Origin of the sequence: Pseudomonas lundensis (genome assembly GCF_002269125.1) — a bacterium.
In the GTDB taxonomy this organism is placed as follows: domain Bacteria; phylum Pseudomonadota; class Gammaproteobacteria; order Pseudomonadales; family Pseudomonadaceae; genus Aquipseudomonas; species Aquipseudomonas lundensis_A.
The window spans coordinates 61,356-77,182 of record NZ_NQKI01000010.1 but is presented as its reverse complement, the minus strand read 5'-3'; the positions used below and the strand labels follow the sequence as shown (position 1 = coordinate 77,182).

The following is a 15,827-nucleotide window of genomic DNA, read 5'->3' as shown; positions in this document are numbered from 1 at the left end:
CGACCCAATCAGGTCGATAACCCTGTATCGCCCGCTGCTGTTGGCTTCAAGCCCGCGCGCATTTCTTTACACAGAAGGTTTTTATGTCCTCCCACAACGCCCGCGCAGACTCTCTTTCGCTTCTGCTGTTCACTTTGCGCAGCGGCAAGCTGATGGCGATTAACTTGCTCAAGGTCAGCGAAATCATCCCCTGCCCACCGCTGACGAAAATGCCCGAGTCGCATCCTCACGTGAAAGGCATTGCCGTGCTGCGCGGGGCCTCGCTGGCGGTTATCGACCTGAGTCGCGCCATCGGCGAGCAGCCGCTGGAAGACCCGAACGGCGGTTGCCTGATCGTCACGGATGTCAGCCGCTCCAAGCAGGGCCTGCATGTGCAGGCGGTGAGCAAGATCATTCATTGCCTGAGTACCGACATCCGCCCGCCACCCTATGGCTCGGGCGGTTCGCGCTCGTTCATTACCGGGGTGACGCGGGTCGACAACATGCTGGTGCAAGTGCTGGACATCGAGAAAGTGATTCACGGCATCGCGCCTTCGCAAATCGTCGAGGACCCGGACGCCGTGACCATGGAAGAAGCCGAATTACTGGCCAATGCCCGGATTCTGGTGGTCGATGACAGTCAGGTCGCCCTGCAACAATCGGTCATTACCCTGCGTAATCTGGGTTTGCAGTGCCACACCGCCCGCAGCGCCAAAGAAGCCATCGACCGCTTGCTGGAACTGCAAGGCACAAAAGATCAGATCAACCTGGTGGTGTCGGACATCGAAATGTCCGAAATGGATGGATACGCGTTCACCCGTACCCTGCGCGAAACCCCTGACTTCAATCACTTGTATGTGCTGCTGCACACCTCGCTCAACAGTGCGATGAACAGCGAAAAAGCGCGCCTCTCAGGTGCTAACGCCGTGCTGACCAAGTTCTCGTCTCCCGACCTGACCAAATGCCTGATCGAAGCCGCCCGCACCGTCGCCGCTCAAGGGTATTGAACCCGTGAGCGCGGCGTGCCTGCTGCTGCGCAAAGACTTGCGCGGCCCTTTACCGCCTGCGCGCCCGTGGCCTGAAGGCTTCACGGTGAGCACCCTGAGTGCGTCTCTGACTCAGCCGGTGCATGCCTTACTCGTAGAGGGCTACGCTGGCGGACAGGGCAGCGTGCCTTCTTTTGCGGCATGGCAGCACACCTTGGCACACGATGCCGAATACGATCCTGCGTTGTGCTTTGTGCTGCTACACGCCACACGCGTGGTGGGCGTTGCGCTGGCCTGGACCAGCGCATACCTCAAGGACTTGGTGATTGATCCCGCGTATCAGGGCCGCGGCCTGGGCAGCGCCTTGCTGGAGCACGTGTTTGCGATATTCCGGCAGCGCGGCGAACCCTGTGTCGACCTCAAGGTCATGGCACACAACCTCAAGGCCCGCGACATGTACGCCCGCCACGGCATGGCGCTGGTCCAGTACGAAACGGTTTAGCCGCTTAACGCCGGGACTGCCAGAAATCCTGAGCGAGGCTGCGCAAGGCTGCCGCCAGATCTGCCACATCCCCCGAGTTACGCTGACTTTGCTGCCCGGCGTCGACGGTAACCTCACAGGCACTGCGAATCCCGGCGATATTACGGTTGATGTCCTCGCTGACCACGCTTTGCTCTTCGACGGCGGAGGCTATCTGCACGCTCATTTCGGTAATTTTCTTGATTTGAAGGCTGATGCCGTCCAGTGCACTGCTGGCCAATTGCGCTTGATTAGCACTGCTTTGCGCATACTCACTGCTTTGCTGCATTACCTGCACCGCGGCCCGCGCACCGTTTTGCAGGGTACTGATCATCTGCTGAATTTCGCAGGTGGACTGCTGGGTGCGCTGTGCAAGGCCGCGCACTTCGTCCGCCACAACCGCAAATCCGCGCCCCTGATCGCCCGCACGTGCCGCCTCAATGGCGGCGTTGAGTGCCAGCAGGTTGGTTTGCTCCGCGATGCTGCGTATCACCTCCAGCACCGATGAAATCTCACTGCTGTGGTTTTCGAGGTGATGAACCACTTCAGTGGCTCGCACCAACTCGCTGGCCAAATGCTGCGCCGAGGTGCGACTTTTGATCACCAGGTCATAGCCTTCACGGGTTTCCTGCTCGACACGATCGGCTGCTTGCGATGCCTGCTGAGCATTGCTCGCCACTTGCGCCACGCTGGCAGCCATCTCGTTGACTGCGGTGGCCACCTGATCTGTTTCTAGCTGCTGGTGCAAGGTGCTGTCATGGCTGCTTTGCAGGTGCTCGACCAGTTGACCGGCGTGCCCGGCCAAGCGCCGGGAAGCGTCACCGATGCGCCCGACCACAGCCCCGACCTGGGCTTGAAGCATAGCCCTAACCCGGCTTGCGGATCAAACTGTGGCATTAGCACCGCCCCCATCGCGATGACAGCACCTAGTATTGCACTGACGTATAGGGCCAATTTATTGGCCAATCCCAACCCTGGCAGACGCTTCCAGAACGGCAGCCGCCCTGCACGCAGAATTGCGTAGCACGCTTCAGCGACCGTAACGCGCTCAGGGGTTGGGTGAGTGCGCACAGATTGATACTCAACGGTTTCACCGTTTTGCATGACCGGCGTGACGTAGGCACTGACCCAATAATGGTCGCCATTCTTGCAGCGGTTTTTCACCATCCCCATCCAGGAGCGTCCGGCCTTGAGCGTCTGCCACATATGGCTGAAGGCCGCGGCAGGCATGTCGGGGTGGCGTAGCAGATTGTGGGGGCTGCCCAACAGCTCACTCAGCTCATAACCGCTGACCTGAATAAAGTCAGGGTTGGCATAGGTGATACGGCTGTCGAGGTCGGTGGTGGAGAGGATATTAGCGTCGGGTGCAAAATCAACGGATCGGCCGGTAATCGGTAGATTGATTTTCATAACAGGCGCGCTCGGAATATTGGGAGGAGTCTGCAGGGCTGTCGACTCTAAGCGCACCCATTAACGAAATACTGATCTGGCGCAGGTTCGCCGAAGTTAATCGTACAAACGCTAAAAATCAGCGATTCGCGACGGTTTTTCGACGTCAAAAATTAACGTTTACCCATGGTTTTACGGGTGCCGTGGGGTGGCGCGCCCGGGGTTTTATCGTGACCGCCCTTGCCCGATTTCTGATACCAGGGCTGGTTGTCTTTTTTGGCTTGGGCAAATGCCGCAGGGTTGAATGGAAAGCTGAAGGCTGGAACGGCCGGTTTGTCGGCAGCGTTCGCGGTTGTTTCCAGCTCGGCCTGTTCGGCCGCCACGGTTTCTGGAGCCGTCAGTTGTTTAGAGGAAGTCATGAAAGCTCCGGAGAATGCGGGGTAGGAAGAAAGCCGCGCAGTATACCTGCCATCCTCGCCCCGCGTTGCACTCAGAGGTATGAAATAGTCACCACGCCGTTGTGCACCCCTTGTTCTTTACGGTAGGCCGGGGTGTTTAGCTTCTGATAGGACGCGACAAACGGTAGCTGCCCCGTTCGGCAGGCATTGCTCGCCATATTCACTGCCAACACTACATTGGGCGCGACATCGATCAATTGGGTTTTGTCGCCATAATCCACAGCCCCCAATCGACCATGCTCACACCCTGCTTCCACAATCTCGCCTTGAAACTTGATGACACCACTCATGGCAACCGTTTCAGACACTGCCTCATTGGAAAGCCCGCACAACACACATGCCGCCAAGCCCAGCGCGAATACTTTCATCAATAGCCCCCCGCCTAGAGACGCACGGGACGCACCTCTCTAATAACTAGGGCATCGGCCAAAAACCTGTTTTCTTTATATGTAGGGACAGGATTTTAGTACTACGGTCAGTGATCGAAATTTCGCGCGAGGGGGGGCAGGTCGCTGAATGAGGCCTCAATCAAGGGCAGGCTCGATCAGGTTGGAGCACACTGAACACGTACACACCGACTTACACCGTGACGTTGTTCACCTAAGTAAGCTCCGCTCAACTTGCCGCATGTGTGCCGCAAGTTGAAAAAACCACGGCGAACAGCACTAACTAGCGCGAAACGCCCTGCGTGCAACGATTGGCTGGGCTTGTCAGCCCATTTCTGCGTGTTACACGCGTACATTGCCCATACCCGTCAGCTTTTTTCGAGCCATCCACAGGTTTGACAGCGCAAACAGCGTGGTCAGTTGGGCGATGCCTTTCATCAGTCCGCGAAAGCGTACTTTCACACAACCGAACTGACGTTCAATCACCCGAAATGGATGTTCAACCTTAGCCCGCGTCTGGGCGTAGAGGTACTCGATTTTGCGCTTGGCCTTGTAAAGGCACGCGGCGTTTACTCAGCCTGGGATAGGCGCTGCGCCGCGCGACGACCTGCCAAACCACTTCGTGATTCTCATGCTCTTTACGTATCTCAATACCGGTGTAGCCCGCATCGGCATAGACCGTGTTTTCCTCGCCGTGAAGTAGTGCGGCAACCTGGGTGACATCGCTTAAACCAGCCCAGAGTCATCGGCGGCACCGAGATGGGCCTTCACTCCAAAGAAATACTGGTTAATTTTTTGGTTTGATGGATCTCCGGATCGCGTTTACCGCCCTCGTGTTTGGTCGAGCTGGGCGAGGAACCGTTCGCGGCGAGTTTGCTTACTTTTCCTGGCGTATTCGAAGTCGGACAAGCTCATCTGGCTCATGAAGGGCTAAGGTCAGGTGATCAGACGGTCATTCAGCACGTATTGGCGACGGTTCGGAGTTTCCCTGACAAGAGCTGACCAGCACGTGTACCTATCAAAACTGACAGTAGGATCATTGTGTGTTCCGTTGTAGCTTTTTGTGGCGATCAAAAGAGAGTAACGCGTCATGAATTTATTATCGGACTTGAAGGCTGATTACTCGCCATCGACCTGGATGACAGACCTAAGCTACTTTCTTGCGCCCCTAAAGTTACACCTTCTATCGCTGCCTTCTACCCATAACTCCGGCATGGATAAAAAAGCGGTCAGCGGCATAGAAGAGGGCTGGACAGCTTGCCAGAATGACACTTTTTTATTCCAGCTTTTACAAGGAGCCCGTGTGCTCGATGTACGTCTAAAGCACGGCATTGAGGGCATTTTTTAGCCATAATGGAGCGCTATCAAAACGTTCCCTAAGTGGGCTTATTAATGACTGCAATATTTTTTTCAGGCAAGACTACGCGACTAGAAAAAAATGAAATTGTCATTCTGAATTTCCACGACCTCGACAGTTTCACAGAGAGCGACTATCTCGAAGTATTTCTACAGCTAATCAATGGCTTTACAGGTACAAACGGCACGGTAAAAATTTTGCCACGCGCCGCGCGTGATTTAACACTTGCTGAAATACAGTCCAACTACCCCGGTTGCAACATCATTATCTCGGCGTATCAATTCGGTATTCACCCTGAGTACTGGAATAATATTCCTCACTATAAGATAGGGAAAGAAGCACCTTCAATGAATGAACTCGACGCATTCATTGACAAGCACACCATCGAACTTTTCAAGCCTGACATGTGGTCGCTACAAGTTACCAACACCTCAGCAACCTACGGCCCCCTCAACTTATCAGGTTTTACCAATAACAAACTCCACCCCGATGAAAAAACACTCATTAATAGCAACATCGTCAACGTGGATTTTCTTGAAAAGACGCCCATCGTCTTTAACTGCATACAAGCGAATATCTACAAGGGCGAAAGAGCACGTGATACCATCCCCCCCTCCCCTCCCGAGTTTGACCATGCCTTCTATGTGAGGCCATGGATGACCTGTTTTTTCTTATTCATAAAATCTACTGATAATTAAGCTGTCACTCACCACATCTACACTATCGATGACGGGCAAGAAGTAAAAATTTAAAATCAGCACACCGAACTTCAAACAATAGAACTCACCCTCATGCCGGACACCTGTTATAAATTAAAAGTCTACGGGGTCGACTTTGCAGGTAACTATTCCGCCCCGTTAACCCACACCCTTGGCACCTTCGACCCACTGACAGCGGAGGAAAAACCTGTAACGCCCGGTATAACGGGGACCCAGCGGTATGATAAGTTCGCGTGGGCAATATATTGGAATCAGGGCCAAAGGGTCGACTGTTTTGAAGTTCAAATTTTTGAAGATAGGGGTATTGTCGACGGCGTCCCTGTCAGCGAACCGCTTCAAACAAAAATTGTTACTCGCTGGGCAAATGGAACCTATTTTGAAAACCTGCCAAGCTACGATGCCTACCAGATAGCTGTACGGGCAATCAACAGTTATGAAATCTATGGCGACTATTCGATCAGGCGTGTAGAGGCCTATCGACCTATAACCTCCCCCCTACTGCACCCTCCAAGCTCCAATACACTTACAACCCAGTCACTCAAACAGTCTATATTTCGTACATCGAAGGGGAAGCAAGGCGCGGAACCGTATTTCATACACTATTGATCGAAACCCGTATTGAACTACATCAAGAAACCATTTACGGAAGTCATTTCACCTTCCCACTGCCTTTATCACTGGATTTCACCCTGACACTGTACTGCACAGATCAGGATAACAATCAGTCTACTGCCGTTTATTTAACAGGCAATACAAGGGAAAATGGGGGCTATACACCTGAGCCCATCGGATACCAAAAGGTCACCCGCGAATCACGCACTTCAGGCTCCACCACGTGGTCAGGTTCAAGGGATATAGTGAAGTATAAAATCCATCTTTACGACACCCAAGATGTGGAGGACGGAACCGCTCATAAGGAAGGGACAATTATCGGCCCTCCGACAAATGAAGTCTTCTATTCAGGAAGTGAACTCAAGTACACATTTTATGATTTAACACCGCAAAAGCCATACCATGTTTTCGTCTGGGGTATCAATGCCTATGGAACCGAGGGATTAAGATCTTACACCAACAATACACTGATGCACGCCAATGCTGGTGACGACCAAGAGAACCCAACGCCTCCATTACACCTCACTGCATCCTACAGTACCAGGAATGGAAATCTTCTCGTTTTTTTCAATCTGTCGTCTGACAACGTTAACATTGACCACTACATCGTTACTATCAATGATGTTGAGATACAAAAAATTGCGTATCCACTACCGGGGTATCACCGCATCATCCATCCTCTGCAAAAAAAACATCCCATACACTGTATCTGTGTATGCTGTCGACACAAACAACAACCGTTCGAGTACTGTTTCTATTTCAGGAGACACATCCAACAAAGACACGCAAGACTTGCCTCCTACAAATGGCAATGTGCTCCAAGTCATTCGCACTGAACACAATACTGCCGAACTCACATGGAACTTCATACAGCGAGCACGCTACATAGTCATAGCCTGTTTTATCGTTACAGAAGACGGTTTAATACCACGCCCCTTAGTACACACTATGGGCACGAGCATTGGCGTGAACTTACATAACATCCAACCTGACAAAAACTACACAGTCGCTATTTACGGGGTAAACAGTTATGGGGCTTCGGGAGTTCCTAGGTTCAGCGTTTTTTAAACGCGGTAATACTCGACACTTAAACTTCTAAAACGGGCTTACGGCAGGCATCAACTGTTATTGTCTCCCCTCTTTTTTTCATGCCTTTACGGACGTCTGAAGCAAGGGTAAGCCTGACTATGGGCGTATCTTTTGTGAAGCCGTGTTTATGTTGATACTGCTTCGCACTCAATCCCTATCTGCGCTAATCGTCAATGGCGACGAACTGTATCAATGCAAAGAATCGAGCGGACGCTCTATCTCAACACCTCCAACGTTTGTTACTCAAAACGCAAAAGTCCTTATCCAGGGCAGGGCTTTTTCGAGGCCGGGGTTGCCTATATTTTGATCGCACCACACAGAACTTGCATAGCAAGAAGGTTTTTGAAATGTCCAGCAGTATGGGTATGGCCAGCGTTTTCGCTTTGTCGTCTTTGTTGTTGTCGCCTTTGGCCATGGCGGAAGAATCGCCGGCGTTCGTTGCACAAAATGCAGCCCGCGCAGCCGCCTTCGAGCAACACCAAAAAGAACTCACCGCCAACCACCAACATGAGGCAAAGCCTCAGCAAACACAGGTTAAAGCCAGCGACAGCGATGACGTCAAGGACAGCTGATACACCACCTGAAGTCTTCCCGACCCAATCAGCCACAGCCTTTAGATGTGACTGATTGTTTCAAAAGCCGCTACTATAGCGGCTTTTTTTTGTTTGAAAAAAACCGTCGCAGCGCATGACGTGTTTGAACAAGAACGCGAATTTCTGAAGAAAATAAAAACTGCCATCACCCAAAAGGAGCAATTTACCGGTGAAGAACGCACTCAAGTTTAGTCCGCTATTCCTCGCGCTGGCTGCAACGATCCCTGCGCTGGCTCAAGCAGAGGACGAAACGTCCAAAGACGGGTTTATCGAAGGCTCAAGCCTCAAGCTGCATTTTCGCAACTACTACATGAACCACGATATTCGCAGCCCGAAGGCGGATGACAGCAAAGAGTGGGGCCAAGGGTTTATAGGTCGGTTCGAGTCGGGCTTCACCCAAGGTGTCGTGGGCTTCGGACTGGACGCCTATGGCATGCTCGGCCTGAAACTCGACGGCGGTGGCGGCACCGACGGCAGCAGCATCCTGCCGGTCAGTGACGGTAATGGCAAAGCGCCTACCGCGTTTTCATCTGCCGGTGCAGCGCTCAAGATGCGCGCGTTTGACACTGAGCTGAAAGCGGGCGACATGTTCCTCACCAACCCGGTAATCGCCGGTGGCGAGACCCGCATGCTGCCGCAGACCTTCCGTGGCGTGACATTGACCAATCGCAGCATTGACGGCTGGATGTTCGAGGGCGGCCAGGTCAGCTTCGAAAAACCTTACAACCAGAGCGGCATGCGTCGCCTGACAACCATGTATGGCAACCTCGACGGCCAGAGCAGCAAACACATGAACTGGGCGGGTGCCTCGTGGAGCGGCGTACCAGAGCTCACCAGCAACCTCTATGCAGCCGAGTTGCAAGACATCTGGAACCAGTACTACTACGATCTGGATTACACCTATGCCCTGAACGAAAGCATCAGCCTGAACCCCGGGCTACACTTCTATCACACGCAGGACACAGGCAAGGCACTGCTAGGTGACATCGACAACAACACCTTCAGCCTGCACTTCGCGGTGGCAGTCGCTGGCCATACAGTCACGGCCGTCTACCAACGGGTCAATGGCAATACGCCGTTTGACTACATCTATCAGGGCGACAGTGTTTATCTGGATAATTCGCAGCAGTATTCGGACTTCAACGGCCCGAATGAGCGCTCGTGGAAGCTGCAATACGAATATGACTTTGCTGGCGTGGGCGTGGCGGGGCTAACCTCCATGATTTCGTATTCGCGTGGTGAACTCGACCTGACCAAGGTCGACCCCAACAGCGTCGGCTATGGCAACTGGTACAACGCTGACGGCAAGCATGCCAAACACTGGGAGCGCGACCTGACCATCAAGTACGTGCTGCAGGAAGGCCCGGCGAAAGACCTGGGCGTTGCCCTGCGCTGGTCGGCCAACCGCGGCAACGATGCGTATCAGGCGGTCGATAGCAATGTCGATGAATACCGCGTGATCATCGACTATCCTCTTGATGTGTTCTAAAGCCTGAATTAAAGCCAGCCTTCATGCTGGCTTTTTTGTGGGCAGTACGCCCACTCACAGGCGGTATCGAGGGTGACAGAAGCATGGCAACAACCTGTTTACCGCCTGAGCGTCTGATCACCCACCGCTGGTTATCGATTGCCATGACGGTGTGCGTCCTCGCCATTTTGAGCATCAATGCGATTTTGTTAATACGTGAACATCGCAGCATCGAACTGTCGGCCATCCGCACCTCGCTTAATATCGTGCGCCTGATTGACCGCGACGTTCAAAACACGGTGGATCAGTATGACTCGGCATTGAGCGCATTGATTCGCGTGTCTAAGCGCCGTGACTTGAACAACCTTCCCCAGCCTCTGAAGCAAATGTTGCTGTTCGATAAAGCTGAGGACACCCCGGATAACGACGGATTTTTCCTGCTAAACGCTCAGGGCGATCTGGTTGCCAGCTCCCGGACAGATTACGCGCCCGGCAAAAACCTCAGCCACTGGAAAAGCTTCATAGAGCATCGCGACTCAAAGAGTGCAGCTCTGTTGATCTCCGATCCCTTCCCTTCTAACGAAAATAAGGGGTTTTGCTGCGTCAGCTTCAGCCGACGTATTTCTGCTGCCGATGGCACCTTCCAGGGGGTGGCGATCGCACAAATGAAAGTGGACTATTTCCAGTCACTGTTTCAAAAACTGGACTTGGGTGACCACAGCACCATCAGCCTGATCAATACCGATGGCACGCTGCTCACTCAGCAACCCCGCCGTGAACGCACCCACGTTGACCTCAGCCAGGATCCGATTTTCAGCCGTTTGTTGAGGGAACATAAAGGTAGCTTTATCGCGGTTTCTGGCAAGCACGGGCAAGAAAAGCTCTACAGTTTCTCGGAAGTCGGGCAACTGCCGTTGGTGGTAGTGGTTTCGCTGGCCACTGAAGATGTATTTGGCAGTTGGCGGCGCAACGCCATTCTGGTCGGTGGCGGCACGCTGGGGCTGGGCATCACGTTGTTGGTCCTGACCTTGCTGCTGGGGCGCGAGCTGCGTCTGCGGCGCAACGTTGAACAGGAATTGGAGGCGCTGATCCGAACTGACCCGCTCACTGAGCTGGCCAACCGCCGCAAGCTGGACGAAACACTCAATAGCGAATGGAAACGGGCGCAACGTACCGGCAATCCGCTGTCATTAATTATGATCGACGTCGATCATTTCAAATCTTTCAATGACACGTACGGCCATCAGTGCGGTGATGAAGCATTGCGGTTGGTCGGCAAGACACTCAAGACGTTCGTGCGCCGCTCCACCGATCTGGTGGCACGCTATGGAGGCGAAGAATTTGCCATGGTGCTGGCTGACACTCACCCGGAGGGCGCCGTGCAACTGGCTGAACACATCCGTCGCACCATCGAACAACTGCCCTCCATCACCCCCGATGGTATGCGGCTCACGGCCAGCCTCGGCACCTGTACACAATGGGTAACCCCCGATGACTCTCAGGCCCAATTTCTACGCTGTGCCGATCAGGCGCTGTATCAAGCCAAGAAAAATGGTCGTAACTGTGTGGTCAGTGGCCATACCGCTGGCGGCTCTTGAATCCACCACGCCGCACGCTGGGCATGCGGTCACGTATTCCTTTAAAAGGTATTGAAGGCCTCTAAGCCGCACCTATGCGCGTAAATACCGAAAGCCCGCAACCCCAGTTGAACACATGGCGTCACTGGCAACACCTTCCGGCCATTCGGTCTGTGCACCCGGTTCAGGCGCATAAAAAAGGCCACCCGAGGGTGGCCTTCAAAAACTAGAGAAAGAAGTTTTACTTAAACTGCCGCAACCGGACGCATATACGAAATCGGTGCTGTGCTGGCATCTTCAAAGGTCACGACTTCCCATGCATCTTTCTGCTCAATCAGCTTGCGAAGCAGCTGGTTGTTCAGTGCATGGCCAGACTTGAAGCCCTTGAACTCGCCAATCAGGCTATTGCCCAACAGGTAGAGGTCGCCAATGGCGTCGAGGATCTTGTGCTTCACGAACTCGTCTTCATAGCGAAGACCGTCTTCGTTCAGTACACCGTCCGCGTCGACAACGATTGCGTTTTCCACGCTGCCACCGAGTGCGAGGTTGTGCTTGCGCAGGTACTCAATGTCACTCATGAAGCCAAAGGTACGGGCGCGGCTGACTTCTTTAACAAACGAAGTGCTTGAGAAATCCACGCTTGCACTTTGTGTGCGATTACGGAAAACCGGGTGATCGAAATCGATCTCGAAAGTCACCTTGAAGCCTTCGAAAGGGACGAAAGTGGCGCGCTTGTCGCCATCTTCCACTGTCACTTCACGCAGGATACGGATGAATTTCTTCGGCGCGTCCTGTTCTTCCAGGCCGGCAGATTGAATCAAAAATACGAAAGGTCCGGCGCTACCGTCCATGATAGGGACTTCAGACGCGGAGAGTTCGACGTAGGCGTTATCGATCCCCAGGCCAGCCATGGCCGAGAGCAAGTGCTCTACCGTGTCTACTTTGGTATCGCCGTTGACCAACGTGGTCGACATGGTTGTCTCGCCGACGTTTTCCGCGCGAGCAGGAATCTGCACCACAGGGTCAAGGTCTGCACGACAAAACACGATGCCGGTGTCCACAGGCGCAGGCTTGAGGGTCAGGTAGACCTTCTCACCGGAGTGCAGGCCGACACCTGTGGCACGGATAATATTTTTCAGGGTGCGTTGTTTAATCATGGCATTGGCCGCTTCAGCGCAAATTGCGAACTGGTATCAACAAAGGCTGGCGATAATAGCAGACCGAGCCTTTGCTGAACACCAATCACCTTAATCCCCCTGATTGATTTCATTAATCAGCCTGTCGACGCAGGAAAGCCGGGATGTCCAGGTAATCCAGATCGTCTTGAGGATTGAGCTTGGCAGCGGTTGTCGCGCCTTGCTGGGCCTGATTACGCATCACGGTCGGACGGTCCAGGTCACGGTAGTTAACCGTTGGCAGCTCCTGGCGGGTTTCTTGACGAACGTCCTGACGTGCAGCAGCGGCTTGAGCCGAAGAAGCGGCGTACGACGCTTGAACCGTGTTGTCGATCACCTTGACCGGCTTCTCGATTTTCGCACCCAGACCGGTCGCAACAACGGTCACGTGCAGTTCGTCGCGCATGTCAGGATCAATTACGGTACCGACCTTGACCATCGCGTGCTCGGAAGCGAACGCTTCGATGATGCTACCCACGTCAGAGTATTCACCCAGCGACAGGTCTGGACCGGCAGTGATGTTCACCAGAATGCCACGAGCGCCTTCCAGGTTCACGTCTTCGAGCAACGGGTTACGGATGGCCGCTTCGGTCGCTTCGCGTGCACGGTTAGGACCGCTGGCGCAGCCAGTGCCCATCATTGCCATGCCCATTTCGCTCATCACAGTGCGCACGTCGGCAAAGTCGACGTTGATCATGCCCGGACGCTTGATGATGTCGGAGATACCGCGAACGGCACCCGCCAGTACGTCATCGGCCTTGGCGAAAGCCGACAGCAGGCTGGCGTCCTTACCGAGGATGGTGAGCAGTTTTTCGTTCGGAATCGTGATCAACGAGTCAACGCTTTCGGACAGCAGACGAATACCTTCGTCAGCGATCTGCATGCGCTTGCGGCCTTCGAACGGGAATGGACGGGTCACCACCGCAACGGTGAGAATCCCCATTTCCTTGGCTACTTCGGCAATGATCGGTGCAGCACCGGTACCGGTACCGCCGCCCATGCCCGTGGTGATGAACACCATGTTGGTGCCCTGCAGCACTTCAGCGATGCGCTCGCGGTCCTCAAGAGCAGCCTGACGGCCAACTTCAGGGTTCGCACCGGCACCCAGGCCTTTGGTTACGCCTGTGCCCAATTGCAGGATGGTACGGGCGCCAATGCTTTTCAGCGCTTGGGCGTCCGTGTTGGCGCAGATGAATTCAACGCCTTCGATGTTGCTCTTAACCATATGGTTAACAGCATTGCCACCGCCACCACCAACACCGATAACCTTGATTACCGGGCTTTGCGGGATGTTGTCTACGAGTTCGAACATTTTCCCTCTCCTTACCTTCTCTAGTTTTTTTCGCCTACTTCTACTGCTGGTAAATCGTTTGTTGCTTAGAAATTGCCCTGCACCCAACGCTTAAGGCGCTCAAGGACAGGGGCTTTCTGTTCTTCACTGCTGTAACTGTCGCGGCTGCCTAATCCCGACAGAGAAATGCCATCGGACTGTTTTTGCAGCCCGTATTGCAGCAAGCCCACAGCCGTGGAGTAAATCGGGTTACGCACAACATCGGCCAACCCTTTGAAACTGTGTGGCACGCCCAGACGCACAGGCATGTGGAAGATTTCTTCGGCCAGCTCGACCGCGCCTTCCATCTTCGAAGTGCCTCCTGTCAGGACGATGCCCGCCGGGATCAAATCTTCGTAACCGCTGCGGCGCAGTTCGGCCTGAATCAGGCTGAACAGCTCTTCGTAACGGGGCTCGACCACTTCGGCCAGGGCCTGGCGCGACAGCTCGCGCGGTGGACGATCACCCACGCTTGGCACTTTGATGGTTTCACCGGCGCCTGCCAGCTTGGCCAGCGCGCAGGCGTAGCGGATCTTGATTTCTTCGGCGTACTGGGTCGGTGTGCGCAACGCCATCGCGATGTCGTTGGTCACTTGATCGCCAGCAATAGGGATCACCGCGGTATGACGGATCGCCCCTTCGGTGAAGATCGCGATGTCCGTGGTGCCGCCGCCGATATCGACCAGGCACACGCCCAGCTCTTTTTCGTCATCGGTCAGTACTGAGTAAGCCGACGCCAATTGCTCAAGGATGATGTCGTCCACCTCGAGGCCACAACGACGTACACACTTCTCGATGTTTTGCGCCGCATTCACGGCGCATGTCACCACGTGGACCTTGGCTTCCAGACGCACGCCCGACATGCCCAGTGGCTCACGAACGCCTTCCTGGTTATCGATCACGTAGTCCTGCGGCAAGGTGTGCAGTACGCGCTGGTCTGCCGGAATAGCCACTGCCTGGGCAGCATCAAGCACGCGCTCAAGGTCGGCCGAACTGACTTCACGGTCCCGGATTGCCACGATGCCGTGGGAGTTCAGGCTGCGAATGTGATTGCCCGCCACGCCGACGAACGCCGAGTGGATACGGCAGCCCGCCATCAACTGCGCTTCTTCCACTGCGCGCTGGATCGACTGCACGGTGGATTCGATATTCACCACCACGCCCTTCTTCAGGCCACGGGATGGATGGGTGCCGATACCAACGATTTCGAGTTGGCCGTCGGCCGCGACTTCGCCTACCAGAGCAACCACCTTGGAGGTGCCGATATCCAGGCCGACGATCATTTTGCCGCTTTGCACATTTGCCATGGGTCCTGCCTCTTCTTAATTCTTCGCGACAGCGGGTTGGGCTATCGTGGGTGCCACAGGTTCCCGCCAGCCGACGGCCAATCCGTTGGCATAACGCAAATCAATGCGCGCTATGTTCGTAATCTGTTCTTTCAGCGTTTTTTCATAGATGGCTATGAAGCGACGCATTTTCTCTACCAAGTGATCGCGCCCCAACAGCAGCTCGATCCCTGGCCCTGCACTGCCGGCCCCTGTTGTCAGGAACCAGCTACCGCGTTCACGCAGTTCCAGCCGGGCTATGGAGAAGCCCATCGGACGCAGCATCTGGCTCAACACCTGATACTGCTGCATCACTTGCTGCTGAGCCCGCTGAGGGCCGAACAGCTGCGGCAAATGTTCGTAATTGGCCAACTCACGCGGGGTGAAGGCCTGCCCCTGGTTGTTCAGCAGAGCTTCATCGCCCCACCGCGCCACCGGCAATTGCTCTTCAAGACGGATCACCACTTGATCCGGCCAGACCCGTCGCACTTCGGCATGGGCAATCCACGGCATCTGTTCCAGCTCGGTGCGCATGGCTTCAAGGTCGACCGTGAAAAAGCTCGCCGCAATGTAAGGTGCGATGCGCTGTTGCACGGCCTGCTGGCTGATGTAGGTCAGGTCGCCCTGCACGTTGACGTTAGTAATCGGCCGGTCCGCGTACGGCATGAGCCGTTGTGCGCCTTCGTAAGTACCGAAACCCAACGCCACCAGCAACACCGGCCAGAACAGCGCCTTCAAAAAGCCGAAATTGGCTTTTGGCAGGCGCGCCGACATCGGCTCTTTCGCCACCATTCGGCTCGCGCCACGCGGCACCGGCTTGCGGCCGGGAGCGAGGGGGGGCTGGCGATGCTGGGCGCCTTGCAT

14 protein-coding genes and 3 pseudogenes are annotated in these 15,827 nt (G+C 54.6%); 8 read left to right on the top strand and 9 right to left on the bottom strand.

Features of this window, described 5'->3' with window-relative positions:
- The first annotated feature begins 83 nt into the window (after nt 1–83).
- Together CJF39_RS08795 and CJF39_RS08790 are read left to right on the top strand one after the other, a co-directional pair.
- A complete protein-coding gene (locus CJF39_RS08795; RefSeq protein ID WP_094993065.1) occupies nt 84–986 on the top strand; it encodes a chemotaxis protein CheV in 903 nt (300 codons plus the stop codon).
- A gap of 4 nt (nt 987–990) precedes the next feature.
- Nucleotides 991–1,467 (top strand): GNAT family N-acetyltransferase, encoded by a 477-nt coding sequence (locus CJF39_RS08790; RefSeq protein WP_094993064.1) that lies wholly within the window; start codon nt 991–993, stop codon nt 1,465–1,467.
- Nucleotides 1,468–1,471: 4 nt separating this feature from the next.
- On the opposite strand, the pseudogene CJF39_RS23665 reads toward CJF39_RS08790, so the two are convergent.
- The 5 genes and pseudogenes from CJF39_RS23665 to CJF39_RS08770 all read right to left on the bottom strand — a co-directional run.
- Nucleotides 1,472–2,347, bottom strand: a pseudogene (locus CJF39_RS23665) (methyl-accepting chemotaxis protein); the annotation flags it as partial.
- A 266-nt stretch (nt 2,348–2,613) separates the two neighbouring features.
- Nucleotides 2,614–2,895: pseudogene (locus CJF39_RS23660) on the bottom strand (PAS domain-containing protein); the annotation flags it as partial.
- Nucleotides 2,896–3,047: 152 nt separating this feature from the next.
- Nucleotides 3,048–3,293 (bottom strand): hypothetical protein, encoded by a 246-nt coding sequence (locus tag CJF39_RS08780; RefSeq protein ID WP_249275339.1) that lies wholly within the window; start codon nt 3,291–3,293, stop codon nt 3,048–3,050.
- Between the two features lie 71 nt (nt 3,294–3,364).
- Nucleotides 3,365–3,700, bottom strand: coding sequence for a hypothetical protein (locus CJF39_RS08775; protein ID WP_094993063.1), 336 nt, complete (start codon nt 3,698–3,700; stop codon nt 3,365–3,367).
- A gap of 360 nt (nt 3,701–4,060) precedes the next feature.
- Nucleotides 4,061–4,572, bottom strand: a pseudogene (locus CJF39_RS08770) (transposase); the annotation flags it as partial.
- 236 nt (nt 4,573–4,808) lie between these two features.
- On the opposite strand from CJF39_RS08770, the gene CJF39_RS08765 reads away from it, so the two are divergent.
- The 6 genes from CJF39_RS08765 (at nt 4,809) to CJF39_RS08740 (ending at nt 11,154) form a co-directional block, all read left to right on the top strand.
- A complete protein-coding gene (locus CJF39_RS08765; RefSeq protein WP_094993062.1) occupies nt 4,809–5,066 on the top strand; it encodes a hypothetical protein in 258 nt (85 codons plus the stop codon).
- A 44-nt stretch (nt 5,067–5,110) separates the two neighbouring features.
- Nucleotides 5,111–5,773, top strand: a complete 663-nt coding sequence (locus tag CJF39_RS08760) for a hypothetical protein (protein WP_094993061.1) — start codon at nt 5,111–5,113, stop codon at nt 5,771–5,773.
- Between the two features lie 623 nt (nt 5,774–6,396).
- A complete protein-coding gene (locus tag CJF39_RS22810) occupies nt 6,397–7,242 on the top strand; it encodes a fibronectin type III domain-containing protein (RefSeq protein WP_170942660.1) in 846 nt (281 codons plus the stop codon).
- 600 nt (nt 7,243–7,842) lie between these two features.
- Nucleotides 7,843–8,067: a hypothetical protein gene (locus CJF39_RS08750; RefSeq protein ID WP_094993059.1), complete on the top strand. Its 225-nt coding sequence runs from the start codon at nt 7,843–7,845 to the stop codon at nt 8,065–8,067.
- A gap of 190 nt (nt 8,068–8,257) precedes the next feature.
- Nucleotides 8,258–9,577 (top strand): OprD family porin, encoded by a 1,320-nt coding sequence (locus CJF39_RS08745; protein ID WP_094993058.1) that lies wholly within the window; start codon nt 8,258–8,260, stop codon nt 9,575–9,577.
- Nucleotides 9,578–9,660: 83 nt separating this feature from the next.
- Nucleotides 9,661–11,154, top strand: a complete 1,494-nt coding sequence (locus CJF39_RS08740) for a GGDEF domain-containing protein (RefSeq protein WP_094993108.1) — start codon at nt 9,661–9,663, stop codon at nt 11,152–11,154.
- Nucleotides 11,155–11,378: 224 nt separating this feature from the next.
- Here the strand turns inward: CJF39_RS08740 and lpxC are convergent, their stop codons facing one another.
- The 4 genes from lpxC to CJF39_RS08720 form a co-directional block, all read right to left on the bottom strand.
- A complete protein-coding gene (gene lpxC, locus CJF39_RS08735) occupies nt 11,379–12,290 on the bottom strand; it encodes a UDP-3-O-acyl-N-acetylglucosamine deacetylase (protein WP_047273792.1) in 912 nt (303 codons plus the stop codon).
- 112 nt (nt 12,291–12,402) lie between these two features.
- Nucleotides 12,403–13,620, bottom strand: coding sequence for a cell division protein FtsZ (gene ftsZ, locus CJF39_RS08730; RefSeq protein ID WP_094993057.1), 1,218 nt, complete (start codon nt 13,618–13,620; stop codon nt 12,403–12,405).
- A 65-nt stretch (nt 13,621–13,685) separates the two neighbouring features.
- The gene (ftsA, locus tag CJF39_RS08725) at nt 13,686–14,945 is read right to left on the bottom strand and encodes a cell division protein FtsA (protein WP_094993056.1); all 1,260 of its coding nucleotides are present in this window, start codon (nt 14,943–14,945) and stop codon (nt 13,686–13,688) included.
- A 15-nt stretch (nt 14,946–14,960) separates the two neighbouring features.
- Nucleotides 14,961–15,827, bottom strand: a complete 867-nt coding sequence (locus tag CJF39_RS08720) for a cell division protein FtsQ/DivIB (protein ID WP_047278891.1) — start codon at nt 15,825–15,827, stop codon at nt 14,961–14,963.